Origin of the sequence: Faecalibacterium tardum, from assembly GCF_040096515.1 — a bacterium.
GTDB classification, from domain to species: domain Bacteria; phylum Bacillota; class Clostridia; order Oscillospirales; family Ruminococcaceae; genus Faecalibacterium; species Faecalibacterium tardum.
In genome coordinates, this window is record NZ_JBBMEO010000005.1 from 117,386 (window position 1) to 131,490 (window position 14,105).

The window sequence follows — 14,105 nt, forward strand, 5'->3', positions numbered from 1 at the left end:
AATCAATTCTCCTTGCCGCCAAGGTAGCGGTGGAAAGCGACCAGCGCTTCCATGTAGTGTGCAAAACGGATCAGATCCGCACGGTCGGTGGAAATGCCCTTGAGGTATTCCCGCAGATGCGCTTGTGTAATAAACTCTTTCATGGGATAAACTTTATCTTTACCGACACTTTCTCCGTTGTCGCGGCCATACTCGTAGGCTACGCGCACCCGCATCAGGTTGAGCTTGACCACACTGTCCGGTTTCAGCTTGTCCTCGGTGCGGATGCTTTCGTCATTATAGATATCGGTCACAAGGCTCAGCAAGTTGCGGATCTTGCTGGTGGTCACGGTCGTGCCGCTGCTTATCAGGGCGCGCATAATGCGCTCGGCCTCGTCCACATAATTCTCCGGCACCTTTCTCGGTATGGTCTCCGGCGGGAGCGCCTTCTGCGGGTCTTTGCCGCCGCGGCTGTTGTTATTCTGTTCTGCCATCTGTGTCGCCACCCTTTCTGTTCTGATACACATAAATGTAGATCGCGGTGATGAGCTGGTGACGCTGCACGGCATCAAAGGCCCAGTCGTCCATCATGCTGTGAGAAAATTGTTCGTAGAGCGGATAGTCCGGCGCGTTCTTTTCGGGGGAGAGCCGCGCCAGCAGATAGGCATACCGCGCAAGGTTGATGCGGTCGTTCTCCGCTTCCCGCAGCAGCGCCAGCAGATTGTAGAGCATGGAATTTCCGCGCGGGGTCTCGCCTTTGTCTGCGCAGCTGCGGTCATAGGCTTGGAAGAAGCGCTGCAAGCAGCCAACCTTTTCTTCCAGCACCTTTGTGCGGAAGGTGTCCCACGCATAGGTATGCCCCTGCTCCGGCTGCACCAGCAGATTGCCCTTTGCATCCCGGACGGCTTTGCGCTCCGGCGTAAACAGCGCCACGGCATTTTTACCGGGCAGATGCTTGGCGGCTTCCTCCAGTGCGGCGGTTTCCTCGGCAGAAAGCCGGATGGGGTAGTGGGGGTCGAAGATGCCGATGCCTGCGCTGAGAGTCAGCGCCCCGCAGGAAAAGGCGGTCAGATTGCGCTGGATGCGCTGCGCGGCTTCCAGAACATCGTTCCATGCGCCCACAAGGAATACGTCATCGCCGCCGGCATAGACGATGCTTACCTGCAAACCCTCCAGAATGCCGTTGATATAGCCCTTGAAGAACAGGGACATCTGCCGGGAGAACGCCGAGGTGCGGGACAGGTTGACGTAGCGCATCCGCCGTACCGGGTCTTTTTCGTTCTCCTGCTCAAAACCGGAGATGAACGCGTGGCCGAGGTTGTCCACATCCATGCGGCAGACCGCAATGCGGCGCACGCCCGCAGCCTGCTGGGCCAGTTCGTCCATACTGTTGCTGGCGGCGTAATCGCCCACATACAGGTTGGTGGTGGAGGGAAGGGGGCTGTACGGGGTGTTTTTTGTGTATGCCCGTAGGATCGGTTCGCCGGAAGCAAGGCGCTTTTGCGCCGCAGCCCGGTCGGTCGTGGTCAGGTAGACGCTGCCGCCGTCCAGCGTGGGCAGCGTGCAGTCATCGGCTGCCGAGGGCTGACGGCTTACCACCAGCACGCTCCTGTGCTGAATTTTGTCAGAAAACTCCACAAACAGCCTGCACCACGGGCAAAGCTCGTCCGTAAGGGCGGCGCTGGTGCCGCACACCTTGCATTCCCGGCCATCCGGGTAAGCGGCGGTATCGTTCAGCAGCCGCAGATCTTCGGCGGTGTAGCGATGGAATTTGTGCTGTTCCAGCAGCCGGTTCACCCGGCGGAACAGCTCCTTATAGGGGCTGCTCTGGGCGGGGGTGTTGGTCAGGTCGTTGCCGGAGCAGGGCGTCCATGCGTTTGCCAGAAACAGCTGGGTGCCGAACTGCTGTTGCAGCCAGCGGTTGAACTGCTGGTTCCAGCGGGTCAGGGTATCGGCCACGGCAGCGGTGTTGGGCAGCAGCACATAGCAGTGCCCGCCGCCGCTGTAAATCAGGTTGGCGCGGGACACGCCGCACCCGGCCAGAAGCTCGTCCAGATAGTGCTCCATGAACAGCTCCAGAAAGAACGACCGGCTGCGCAGGGAGCGCAGGGCGTTTTCGGTGCGGACGGTATAAAGGAACTTCTGGATGCGAGAAAAATCGGCGGTGTAAAGCAGAAAAACGCCCTTCCGGCAAAAATCGTTCTTTTGCTCAAAAAGCGTTTTACGCAGGTTGGTGATGTGGTTTGCCTGCACATATTCACTAAGGCACGCCGCAATGGCTGCGGTGGTCTTGGCGTGGTCGAACAGGGAAATATCCGCGCCGTCCCCGGGATAGATGCTGGACGGGAAACAGCCAAGCTGCGTTTCCAGCAGCCCCAGCAGCTTGCCGAGCTGTTCCGGCTGGGGCTGTAACTGCGGCAGCTGCGCTTCCAGCGTGCGCACGGCCTCAACATAGACGGCAGCGGAAAGCGGCTGGGACTGCTGCGGCAGTTTCAGGCTGCCGTCCTGCGGCTGCGCGGGCATCATCCAGCCGGGGTGGGAACCGTTCAGGTGGGTGAACACCGCATCCAGCGGAAGCTCCCGCCGGTAGGCATCGCTTTCGCCTTCGGTCTCCCGGCGGTCAGCCGCGCCGGAAAGCAGGTTGGCCAGATAGACCAGATACGCCGGGGAATCGGCTGGCAGTGTTTTTGCAGCACCGCGCAGCGCGGCGGCGTGGTGGTAACGCACGCAGTCCAGAACCGGGGCCCAGTCTGCACCGGGCAAAACGCCGTGCAAAAACTGGCAGCCCTGTTCACTGTGGCTGCCGCGCTGCCCACCGGCACGGTACACCGCTTTGCCGGTGTCGTGCAGCAGCCCGCCATAGGTGGACTGCAGGGTGAGAACGTTCAAAATACCATCTCCTTTACAAACTGTGGAAGAGTTGCACAACAAATGAAAAATATAATTGTATATTTTGTGAGATATGCTTTGATTTGGCTCTATTATAGCACATTTTGTCGCAATACAAAAGCCATGGCAGAGAAAATGCCGCAGCAGCTCTGTTCATAGAGAAAAAGCCCACGAAAACCGAAAAGTTAAGGCACGCAAAAGAAAAACTCCGCACCATTTTTGATGCGGAGTTTTTTGCCCCCTTGCGGGGATAAGTTGAAATTGCTCCTATTGGCAAATTCATGAGTGATATTGATAGGTTTCCGTCCCCTTGCGGGGATAAGTTGAAATCTGAGTGCAATCGGCAACAATGCAGAAGTTGTCGGGTTTCCGTCCCCTTGCGGGGATAAGTTGAAATACGGTGAGGGCAAGTTTGGTGATTATAATTTCTTGTTTCCGTCCCCTTGCGGGGAGAACCCTCTCAGTCACGGCTTACGCCGTGCCAGCTCCCCCGAAAGGGGGAGCTTAGTACAAGGTAAGTGGCAGCCGGAAAAGCTCTCCCTTCGGGAGAGCCGGCGCGCAGCGCCTGAGAGGGTTTTTACGGGGATAAGTTGAAATACAAGAAGGTTATTTTTCACTCTGGCGTATTCCAGTTTCCGTCCCCTTGCGGGGATAAGTTGAAATCGGTTGAACCGTGTTCGGCTTGCTTTCATTTCTGGTTTCCGTCCCCTTGCGGGGATAAGTTGAAATAGCAAAGCTGTTCTAAGAAAAAGAGAAAAATACTTGATTTCAGGGCAGCTTTCACAATTCCAAGACCAATATACCACAACTATACGAAAAATAAAAGAGCATTTTTGGCAGAAGGTTGGAAAAGCGGGTGCGAGCCGCCCACCGAAATGGAGAAACAGGCGGCTGAATGGGGGCAGCTGCACCGGGAAGCTCAGGGCGAGCCATAGCGGCGGAAGCCTGCAAAGGCGAAGATGCTGCGCTTTAGGGTGCTGCCGTCCGGGCAGGTGGTCTCCTGGCTCTGGCGGCGGGAGCAGGCGGCCAGCGTGGGGATGCCCGCGGCTTCCAGCCGCTGGACTACCCGGTACACAAAGGTGCACTCGCCCTGACAGAGCACGGCGTCCGGGTTAAGGTGCAGGATGTGGTCGGCGTATACCGTGGCAAGGGAGTCCAGCGCGGTCTCGTCGGCGGCGGGGTCGATGGCGGGAAACGCAAGATCGACCACCGTGCCGTAGCGCTGCGCCGCCGCCTGCTGCTCGGTGCTCCACAGGGCGTGGGGGTGGTTGGAAAAGTTGATGAACATAGCGTGTACCTCCCGGTTCTTTAAAAAAGGCTCCCGTCCGCACAAAACGGACGGGAGCGCTGGCGCGGGGCTCACCGCTCGTCGATGCGGTGGCCGACGTTGTTGCCGGCCAGAGCGCCGGTAACGCCGCCAACGATGGCGCAGGGGATGGTGCCGGCAATGGCGCCGACAGGGCCGCCCACGGCGATGCCGATGGAAGCGCCCTTCACGGCGCCTGCGACGGCACCGGCTGCGGCGCAGCCCAGAGTAGAGATCAGCTCAAACATGTTTTTCACCTCCTTTCACCTACCAAAAGCCCACGGCAAGGGCACAGTTAAGGTAGAAAAAAATAAATCTGCATAAATTTTTTAAGCCATTGTAGCAGCGGCTTTTTTATGGTATGATGCAGATAATGGATCTTATAAAAAGGAGTGTTGCCCTGTGCTAAAGACTTATATCACCACCGTGCCTTTGCAGGGAAAGCTGGACCCTATGCTGTACCAGCGGGAGTGGGCAGAGGCCCCCACGGCCACCTGCTTTCCCATCGTGCAGGTAATGCGGGATACCCTTGAACCCGGGGACACGGTGCGGCTGCTGGCCATCCGGCAGGAAAACGCCGATACCGCCCGCAACTATCAGCGCCTGCTGGAAGAGCTGGCGCAGCTGGGCATTGCAGAAGCGCAGGTGGAGCCGGTGTCCCTGCCCGAGGATCAGCGCCCGGAAACGCTGATCGGCCTGTGCCGGGATCTGGTGGATGCCCTGCCGCAGGTCACCCGGGTGTATGCCTGCATCACCTACGGCTCCAAGAGCATCCCGGTGGTCACGCTGACCGCGCTTACCTGCGCCGAAGCCACCCACACCGAGCTGGAGGTGGGCGGCGTCTATTATGGCGAGGTCAAGCGGGAGAACGGAAAGGTGGTGGGTGCGCGGCTGTACGAGATGGCGGCGCTGTACCAGCTGGCCGGGCTGGTGGGCACCATGCGGGACAGCAAGACCGCAGAAGAGGTGTTCCGTCAGCTGATCTGGATGAGCCAGCACCGGGAGGACTGAACTGCCATGAAGAATGATAAAGTATGGGATAAGATCGATGCTTCGCCCCTGCTGCAGCTGCCGCCGGAGCAGCGCAAAGCGCTGCACGAGGCGGGGGATGAACAGTTCCGCACCCTTTGGGGCGATTGCTTTGCCGCTGCGCTGACCCTTGGGCAGCCGGTGGACGGCGGGGACTTTTGCCGCATCTTCCTGAATGCGTTTGATTTCTGGGTGCCGAAGCCCGGGCAGACCTTCAGCGCCTATCTGCGCAGCGCCCTGAAGCACCAGAACGCCCATGACGCGCAGCAGGAACAAATGGCGGTGACCGGCTTTGGCCGGGAGACCAACCGCAAGATCAAAAATGCCTTGGCTTATATGGCGAAGAACCAGATCACCGAGGAAAAGCTCTGCCACGACCCGGAAAAGGAGCAGCTGGTGGCCGATATTGCTGGGGTCGGGGTCAAGACCCTGCGGGAGGCGCTGCGCAACAAGCGGTCAATCCTCAGCTTGGACGGCACCGATGGCGAGGAGACGGCACTGGAAACGCGGGTCGCCGACCCGGCGCAAAGCGTGGAGGAGCAGGCCGAGCAGACCGGTGAGCTGCTGGCATGGCTGCACCGCGGCATCGGGCTGATGAACTTGCAGCAGAAGGAGCAGTACGGCAAGACTGCCGGGCCGCTGTGGAGCAGCGTACTGCTGGGCTTTTTGCGCAACAGGGACGTGCTGCCCCCGGCAGAGGATACCCCCGCGCGGCTGGCAAACTGCGATGATCTGCGTCCGCTGGAACAGGACAACTGTCTGTGGGACATCCTGCTGCTGCATAAGTATGTGGCGTTTACCGTTCAGCCGCCCTATGCGCCCAAAGCGCTGGAATGCGCCGCGCTCCACGCCCTGCTGGACCCGGAGCGCAACCCGGCGCAGGATAAGACCGTGGCAGAATTTCTTGGTGTGAGCCGGGCGGCGGTGTCGCAGCGGCGCAAAACATGGCAGCAAAAACTGGTGCAGATGAAAACGGAACAGGAGGACGGATAAGATGGGACGCAATGTTTTACTGCTATATATGAGCATTTTCAACAAGAACCCGAAGATCCAGACCCAGACCCAGACCAACGAGGGCGCGGTGCGATATCTGATAGAGGAAGGGGAGACCCCGGACTGCATTCTGGCACTGTGCAGCGAGAGGGTGCGCAAAGAAGCGAAAGAGATGCCGGACGGCAGCACCCGCACCACGCTGGAATACTTCCGGGATAGCTTTCTGCCCAAGGTGCACATCCCGGCAGAACGGCTGGTGGTGATCGAGGTGCCGGACAGTATGGACGAAGAAACACAGTTTCAGGCCATCTCGCAGCTGCTGGAAAAAATCGAAAAGGAGGACACCCTTTTTGTTGACCTTTCCGGCGGTATGCGGGACGTGGCCATGCTGCTGGTGACGGTTGCACGCTGTATGCGGGACCTGCGCTATGTGCAGACCCGCCGGGTGATCTGTGCGGAACTGAACAATAATGAGACCGTTGTTCACGACCGCACCCAGCTGTATGGTCTGTTTGACTTTGTTACCGCCATGGACGCGTTCTTCTCCACCGGCACAGCACAAAAGCTGACGCGCTATCTGCGGAGCGAGGGCGAAAAAGACCCGGTACTGCACGCGCTGCTGACCCGCATCAACCAGTTCTCGGAAGATCTGGCACTGTGCCGGGTGCGGAAGCTGAGCAACGATTTGAACCAGATCGCTCAGGCGCTGAAAGAAACGCCCAAGAAGAGCCAGAACCTGACCGACCTGTTCTTCCAGATGCTGAAAGACCGTTTCAGCACCGAGTTTGCAGAGCTGCTTTCCTCCGGTGAAAAGGCGCTGCCTGCACTGGTGAGCTGGTGCGCCGGCCACGGGATGTACCAGCAGGCGCTGACCCTGCTGTGCGAGCAGATGCCGGAATACGTCTGCCAGCATCTCTTTGTGCAGCCCACCCCCAAAGGCTGGGAGTATCTGGCAGCGCAGATGCAGAACAGGGGCAAGCCGTGGGTGTACCCGCTGTTCCACTTCCACTTCTGCCGGTTGACGCTGTTGCAGAAGGAATATCCCTATACAGCAGACCTGCGCCTGACCCGCAGCCGGGACGATGCAGAAGGCAATATGCTGTTCGGCGTAGCAAATGATGCAGAAATGCACGATTATCTGGATATGGTACTTGCCTCTGAGCAGCTGGTCATCGACCCTGCCATCCGCCCGCAGCTGGAACAGGCTGCCCTGCTCTACCAGCGTGTGATGCAGTACCGCAACCAGATCAATCACGCCAGCGCCAACGACCTGGGCTTACAGAGCGAGCGCGTTCTGCCGCTGGATACAGAGCACATTAAAGAGACCCTGCAAAAGATCACCGCCTATCTGAATGAGATCCGCCCCTTGAAGCGGAACGTCCCGCAGGACATCGAGGAAATTCCCGTTGACGCGGCCATCCCCGCTGGAACGCCCGCCCGCTGACCCTAAAACAGAAGAAACCCTGAAAAGCAAAGCCCCTCCGCACTGGTTCATACCAGCAGCGGAGGGGCTTTTTTGTCCCCTTACGGGGATAAATTGTAATCTGACCAGTTCACCAACGACACGCCCGACAAGGTGTTTCCGTCCCCTTGCGGGGAGAACCCTCTCAGTCACGGCTTACGCCGTGCCAGCTCCCCCGATGGGGGGAGCTTTTGCAGCTGCCGTTACCCTGTACTAAGCTCTCCCTTCGGGAGAGCTGGCGCGCAGCGCCTGAGAGGGTTTTGCGGGGATAAGTTGTAATCAATCGAATCCGCCCTTGATGTCGCGATTATGTTGTTTCCGTCCTCTTGCGGGGATGAGTTGTAATCCAAGGAAGCCTACCTCATCCACTATGACAACAAGTTTCCGTCCCCTTACGGGGATAAGTTGTAATCTGTTTGCCTTCTGCGGCGGCTGGGGCGGCAACTGGTTTCCGTCCCCTTGCGGGGATAAGTTGTAATCTGCGCCATATCAAGGCATGGAATATGAGCATCGTTTCCGTCCCCTTGCGGGGATAAGTTGTAATCTGGTCAGATTCTGTCTGGTGAACGGATCTTTACGTTTCCGTCCCCTTGCGGGGATAAGTTGTAATAGCAAACTTCACCGGAAAAGCGCGAAAAATACGCGCAAAACAGGGAAGAACGCATAATACAAAACTATTATACCTCTTTTTGCCGCAAAAGAAAAGAACGTTTTCAGGAAAAAAAGGCCGGATTCCGGGGTGCGAAGCGGAAAGCCCGGCGGGCGGCAAAAGCGCCCGCAACGCACAAAACCCGCCCGGCGAGGCAGAAGGTGTTCCGGCAGGGCGGGTGTTTTTGGTGCTGCTTTGGGCGGCTTACAGGATGCGCACCCGGATGACGGCGGGGATGCTGCTCAGCTTCTCGCTCAGGCGGGCATCCACGACACCGGTGGCGTCCAGCATGGTGTAGGCCATGTTCTTTTTGCTCTTGTTCACCATGTTTTCAATGTTCAGACCGGCCTCGGTAGTCAGGGCAGTAATCTGGCTGATCATGCCCGGCTCGTTTTTGTGGATGATGCAGATGCGCTTGCCGCCAGCGCGGGGCTGGTGCACTTCCGGCAGGTTGACCGAGTGGGTAATGTTGCCGTTGCGCAGGTAGTCGCTCAGCTCCTGCGCTGCCATGATGGCGCAGTTGTCCTCGGCTTCCGGGGTGGAAGCGCCAAGGTGCGGGGTGCACACGATGCCGGGACGGCCCAGAATGGCCTCGGAGGGGAAGTCGGTCATGTAGCCGGACACCTTGCCGTTGTCCATGGCTTCCAGCAGGGCGGCGGTGTTCACCAGCTCGCCGCGGGCGTAGTTCAGGATCTTGACGCCGTCCTTGCACAGGGCAAGGGTCTGGGTGTTGATGGTGTCCTTGGTGGTGGGCAGGTAGGGCACATGGATGGTGATGTAGTCGCACAGGGGCAGCATATCGTTCAGGTTTACACAGTGGTGCACCTGACTGCTCAGGTTCCATGCGGCTTCAATGGAGATATAGGGGTCGTAGCCGTAGACCTCCATGCCCAGCTCGATGGCGCAGTTTGCCACCCGGGAGCCGATGGCACCCAGACCGATGACGCCAAGGGTCTTGCCCTTGATCTCGTTGCCCACAAACTGCTTTTTGCCCTTTTCCACGCTCTTTGCCATGGCGGGGTCACCGGCCAGACCCTGACACCACTGGGCGGCGGCGGCCACATTGCGGCTGCCTGCGATGAGCATGCCGATGACCAGCTCCGCCACGGCATTGGCGTTGGCACCCGGGGTGTTGAACACCACGATGCCCTGCTCGCTGCAGCGCTCCAGAGGGATGTTGTTCACACCCGCACCGGCGCGGGCGATAGCCAGCAGATTGTCGTTGAAAGTGGTGTTCAAAAGGTCGGCGCTGCGCACCAGAATACCGTCCGGGGCGTCGGCATCCACCGTGACATCGAACTGGTTCTTGGGCAGCTTTGCCAGCCCCACCGGGCTGATGGCGTTGAGCGTTTTGATGGTGTACATATCTGAAACCCCTCTTTATGCATTCTCTTTGCGGAACTTCTCCATGAAGTCCACCAGCTTGTCCACGCCCTCGGCAGGCATGGCGTTATAGATGGAAGCGCGCATACCGCCTACCAGACGGTGACCCTTCAGGTTCACAAAACCGGCCTCGGCAGCTTCGGCGCAGAACTTTTTGTCCATGTCCGGGTTGGGGCTGGTGAAGGTGACGTTCATGGTGCTGCGGTAGCGGTGCTCCACAGGATTTGTGAAGAACTCCTGCCCGTCCAGATAGTCGTACAGCACCTTGGCCTTGGCTTCGTTGATCTTTTGCATATTGGCAAGACCGCCGATGTCGTTTTCCAGATACTTGAGCACCAGACCGGTCATGTAGATGCACCAGCACGGCGGGGTGTTGTACATGCTGTCCTTCGCCAGCAGGGTGGTGTAGTTCATCATGGTGGGCACGTTATCTGCGGCGTGACCCAGCAGGTCATCCCGGATGATGGCAATGGCCATACCGGCGGGGGCTACGTTCTTCTGCACGCCAAAGTAGATGCAGCCGTACTTGCTGACGTCCACGGGCTTGGAAAGGATCATGGAGCTCATATCCGCCACCAGCGGCACGCCTTCCACCTGCGGCAGCTCCACATACTGAGTGCCGAAGATGGTGTTGTTCTGGCAGATGTGGATGTAGCTGGCGTCCTTGTCGTAGTCGATAGCGTTTACATCCGGGATATAAGTGAAATTTTTATCCTTACTGGATGCTACAATCTTGGCCTCGCCGAACTTGGCGGCTTCCTTGGCAGCCAGACCGGAGAAGTTGCCGGACACGATGTAGTCTGCCTTGCCGGTGGTCATAAAGTTCAGCGGCACCATGGCAAACTGCTGGGTAGCGCCGCCCTGAAAGAAGCCCACCTTGTAGTTATTGGGAATGTTCATCACCCGGCGCAGGGAAGCTTCGGTGTCCTTGATGATGGCGTCAAACCACTTGCTGCGGTGGCTCATCTCCATGACGCTCTGGCCGCTGTCGCCGTATTCCAGCAGCTCGGCCTGTGCCTGCCGCAGCACCTTTTCGGGCAGCATGCTGGGGCCTGCGCTGAAGTTATATACTCGTGCCATAATGAACCTCTCCTTTTCCTGTAATACACCTATCACGCAGCACCGCCTGTTTTGCGGTGCGTCTGTTACTTTCCGTAGCCGTAGTATACCGGTTTTTCCCTGCCGAAAACAAGAGCATCTTTGCACAAAGATATGGCCCCTGTACCCCGCCTGATGGCACAAAGCATACAAATGTGCGCCGTGTAGAGACAAAATATAAGACAAATGTAAAAGATATGCACTATGCCTTGGTTTCATGCGGATTTTCTACTCTTGCACCTTTGGCAGAAATGCGGTATACTGGGAATACTAAGACAAATGTAAAAACTTCCGCAGTCAAAACCGGACGGTTTTGACTGCTCCCTCGGGGAGGGAGGCTCTGGCGGGTACCGAAATACCCCCTCAGTCTGCTCCCCCAAGGGGACGCCTTATGGCAATGCCGGAAACTTTGCCGCCACCGCTGAAGCCGTCCCCTTGGGGAAGGTGGCTTGACGCGAAGCGGCAAGACGGAAGGGGTGCCCACACGAGCGCCTGAGAGGGCGCTCCCGCTAAACATTTACGGAGGTACAACAGATGTACGGTTTACCGGATACCCTGCGGCCGCTTTCGGCGGCGGAAGAACAGGTGATGTTGGCGGTGTGGGCGTGCCCGGGCGCGGCGGCGCGGCGGGACATCAGTCAGAAGCTCAAGGCCACCGGCTGGGCGGCGGCTACGGTGCTGAATTTTCTCTACCGGTTGGAGGAAAAAGGCTGGGTCAGGTCGGCAAAACAGGGCAACTGCAATGTGTATGTGCCGCTGGTCACCCGGCGGGCTTACGGCGTGTACTGTATGCGGCAGCGGCTGGATACCCTGTTTGACGGCGACCTTGCCGCCGCCGTCCATGCGCTGGTAAGCGAGAGCGGCTGCTCCCAGAGCGCCTTGGAGCAGGCCATCCGGGTGCTGGAGGAGAAGCATCAGGAGACCGAGGAGTACGATTTGTACGACCCCTACGGTTGAATTGTTTTATTTTTGTTTACAAATGGTTGGTTGACACCGAAATATCCGTTTTGTAATATAAAAACAATTGAAAAATGAGAAACTGATATGGACGAACAGGAAAGGAGCAGCCAGACACATGGATCATTTGCAGAATGTATTAAGCTACTTCGACCAGCAGCAGCCCCTTTGCGCAGAGCACGACCGCATCCCCAAGGACCTCTACCGGGAGTTCGGGGTCAAGGCCGGCCTGCGCGATGAGACCGGCAAGGGCGTGCTGGCAGGTCTGACCAACATCTCGGACATCCGGGCGTTCCAGTATGTGGACGGGGTCAAGCACCCGGCAGACGGTCAGCTGCTGTACCGCGGCTATGACGTAAAAGACCTCATCAACGGCAGCCGCGGCAGCCGCTTTGCCTTTGAGGAGGCGGGCTATCTGCTGCTGTTTGGTCAGCTGCCCACCCCGGAGCAGCTGGAACAGTTCTGCGCGGTGCTGGGCGAGTGCCGCACCATGCCCACCAACTTTACCCGCGATGTCATTATGAAGGCACCCAGCCACGATATCATGAACAGCATGGCGCGCAGCGTGCTGACGCTGGCGTCCTACGACCCCAAGGCGGCAGATTTAGATACCGCCAACGTGCTGCGCCAGAGCATTCAGCTGGCGGGCATCTTCCCCATGCTGGCGGTGTACAGCTACCACGCCTATAACCACTACGAAAAAGACGCCAGCATGTATATCCACCGCCCGGACCCCAGCCTTTCCACCGCAGAGAACTTTTTGCGGATGCTGCGGCCGGATATGCAGTACACCCCGCTGGAAGCCCGCGTGCTGGACGTGGCGCTGCTGCTGCACGCCGAGCACGGCGGCGGCAACAACTCCACCTTTACCACCCGCGTGGTCACCTCCTCCGGCACCGACACCTACTCGGCCATGGCGGCGGCGCTGTGCTCCCTCAAGGGCCCGCGCCACGGCGGTGCGAACCTGATGGTCATGCACATGATGCAGAACATCCGGGACAACCTCCACGACATCGAGGACGACGAGGAGCTGGAAGCCTACCTGAAAAAGCTGCTCCATGGCGAGGCCTTTGACCGCAAGGGGCTGATTTACGGCATGGGGCACGCCGTCTACTCTCTCAGCGACCCGCGCGAGGTAGTGTTCAAGGGCTATGTGGAGCAGCTTGCCCACGAAAAAGGCCGGGACAAGGATCTTTCCCTCTACACCCGCATCGAGCGCATGGCACCCCAGCTTATCGCGCAGGAGCGCAAGATCTTCAAGGGCGTCAGCCCCAACGTGGACTTTTACAGCGGTTTTGTATACGAGATGCTGGGCATCCCCATGGAGCTGTACACCCCGCTGTTTGCCGTGGCGCGCGTCATGGGCTGGAGCGCCCACCGCATCGAGGAGCTGCTCAGCGCCAACAAGATCATCCGCCCGGCCTACAAGAGCCTTGGCGGCACCCACGATTATATCCCGCGCAGCCAGCGGGCATAAAGGGAGGGCATCGGCATGGAAGAAATGCAGCAGCATCAGGGGGAATGGTTCTTCCTCCACGAGCTCAACGTGGATAAGGTGTTCAGCACCATCCAGCGGGCAGATTATCTCATCCTGTATTATATCAAGGTAGAGCAGGAGGAACACCCCGGCGAAAAGCTCTATCTTGCCGACCTTGCCGCCGCCATGGGGCTGCGGGTGACCGAGCTTTCCAAGGGCATCGAGAAGCTGCAGGACAGCGGCTTTGTAACATGGAAAACCGACCGCGAGGCCGGGCGCACCTATGTGGAGCTTTCCAGCAAGGCGGTGGAGCTGATGGCAGAGGAGCAGGCGCTTTTGCAGCGCTGCTACCGCAGGATGCGTGCCGAGCTTGGGGACGAGGAGCTGCGCCGCGCCGCTGCCACTATGCAGCGCGCCACCGCCATTCTGAACGAGGAGCGGGAGAAGGAGTTCCTTGCTGCGCAGTAACAGCCTTTAGAAAACGATTGGGAATGCGCGCCGCGTCTTCCGGGTTGCGGCACCCAGCATCCGCATCGTGCCTTGGGCGGCACTCGCATCTTGCTGGCCGCTGCCCCAACAACTCCTCCCTGTTTCCGCCACTGGCGGCGGTCGTCGTCGTTGCAGCGGAAAATAGATTTTTAATTTGGGGTTCTGAAAAGCCTGCGGGCTTTTCAGAACCCCTTTTTCACGGGAGAGGTTGTAGAGGAAAGCGCGGCGCTGCGGGCGAGCGCTTGCTCCCCCGGGGGGAGCTGTCGCGCAGCGACTGAGGGGCTATAAATGGAGAAGCGAAAAAAGCGTTAAAGCGCTAGCGCCGACTGGCGCAGCGCTAGCTTTTTTGTGCTTCGACTTCTTCTTTAGGATTGTTAAGGGCGTGTAGCCCTTG

At 58.6% G+C, this 14,105-nt stretch carries 12 protein-coding genes and 1 CRISPR repeat array; of the genes, 6 read left to right on the top strand and 6 right to left on the bottom strand.

What is annotated here, in order from left to right:
• Positions 1 to 2 precede the first annotated feature (2 nt).
• The 4 genes from csm2 to WMO44_RS05845 all read right to left on the bottom strand — a co-directional run bounded on the left by csm2 (position 3) and on the right by WMO44_RS05845 (position 4,422).
• Entirely contained in the window at positions 3 to 473 is a 471-nt protein-coding gene (gene csm2 / locus WMO44_RS05830) for a type III-A CRISPR-associated protein Csm2 (protein WP_349152043.1), read from the bottom strand.
• Entirely contained in the window at positions 457 to 2,868 is a 2,412-nt protein-coding gene (gene cas10 / locus WMO44_RS05835; RefSeq protein WP_349152044.1) for a type III-A CRISPR-associated protein Cas10/Csm1, read from the bottom strand. The genes csm2 and cas10 overlap by 17 nt, the downstream gene beginning before the upstream one ends.
• Before the next feature lie 919 nt (positions 2,869 to 3,787).
• On the bottom strand, positions 3,788 to 4,156 hold the full coding sequence (locus WMO44_RS05840; RefSeq protein ID WP_349152045.1) for a hypothetical protein: 369 nt from the start codon (positions 4,154 to 4,156) through the stop codon (positions 3,788 to 3,790).
• Between the two features lie 71 nt (positions 4,157 to 4,227).
• The gene (locus tag WMO44_RS05845; protein ID WP_249238016.1) at positions 4,228 to 4,422 is read right to left on the bottom strand and encodes a hypothetical protein; all 195 of its coding nucleotides are present in this window, start codon (positions 4,420 to 4,422) and stop codon (positions 4,228 to 4,230) included.
• 154 nt (positions 4,423 to 4,576) lie between these two features.
• Between WMO44_RS05845 and WMO44_RS05850 the strand changes: the two genes are divergently transcribed.
• The 3 genes from WMO44_RS05850 to WMO44_RS05860 are packed head-to-tail and all read left to right on the top strand — an operon-like array spanning position 4,577 to position 7,640.
• On the top strand, positions 4,577 to 5,185 hold the full coding sequence (locus WMO44_RS05850; RefSeq protein WP_349152046.1) for a TM1812 family CRISPR-associated protein: 609 nt from the start codon (positions 4,577 to 4,579) through the stop codon (positions 5,183 to 5,185).
• Positions 5,186 to 5,191: 6 nt separating this feature from the next.
• Positions 5,192 to 6,196, top strand: a complete 1,005-nt coding sequence (locus WMO44_RS05855; RefSeq protein ID WP_349152047.1) for a sigma-70 family RNA polymerase sigma factor — start codon at positions 5,192 to 5,194, stop codon at positions 6,194 to 6,196.
• 1 nt (position 6,197) lies between these two features.
• Complete coding sequence (locus tag WMO44_RS05860; protein ID WP_349152048.1) at positions 6,198 to 7,640, top strand: TM1812 family CRISPR-associated protein; 1,443 nt, start codon at positions 6,198 to 6,200, stop codon at positions 7,638 to 7,640.
• A gap of 331 nt (positions 7,641 to 7,971) precedes the next feature.
• Positions 7,972 to 8,268: a CRISPR direct-repeat array (repeat unit 33 nt; unit sequence CGTTTCCGTCCCCTTGCGGGGATAAGTTGTAAT).
• Positions 8,269 to 8,511: 243 nt separating this feature from the next.
• Here WMO44_RS05860 and WMO44_RS05865 read toward each other — a convergent pair.
• Entirely contained in the window at positions 8,512 to 9,672 is a 1,161-nt protein-coding gene (locus tag WMO44_RS05865) for a phosphoglycerate dehydrogenase (protein ID WP_349152049.1), read from the bottom strand.
• A gap of 15 nt (positions 9,673 to 9,687) precedes the next feature.
• Entirely contained in the window at positions 9,688 to 10,770 is a 1,083-nt protein-coding gene (serC, locus tag WMO44_RS05870) for a 3-phosphoserine/phosphohydroxythreonine transaminase (RefSeq protein ID WP_349152050.1), read from the bottom strand.
• A gap of 552 nt (positions 10,771 to 11,322) precedes the next feature.
• Between serC and WMO44_RS05875 the strand changes: the two genes are divergently transcribed.
• From WMO44_RS05875 to WMO44_RS05885, 3 genes are all read left to right on the top strand, one after another.
• Positions 11,323 to 11,745, top strand: coding sequence for a BlaI/MecI/CopY family transcriptional regulator (locus WMO44_RS05875; protein ID WP_015536612.1), 423 nt, complete (start codon positions 11,323 to 11,325; stop codon positions 11,743 to 11,745).
• A gap of 118 nt (positions 11,746 to 11,863) precedes the next feature.
• The gene (locus WMO44_RS05880) at positions 11,864 to 13,222 is read left to right on the top strand and encodes a citrate/2-methylcitrate synthase (RefSeq protein WP_097778542.1); all 1,359 of its coding nucleotides are present in this window, start codon (positions 11,864 to 11,866) and stop codon (positions 13,220 to 13,222) included.
• Between the two features lie 15 nt (positions 13,223 to 13,237).
• Positions 13,238 to 13,690, top strand: coding sequence for a winged helix DNA-binding protein (locus WMO44_RS05885; protein ID WP_349152051.1), 453 nt, complete (start codon positions 13,238 to 13,240; stop codon positions 13,688 to 13,690).
• Positions 13,691 to 14,105 lie beyond the last annotated feature (415 nt).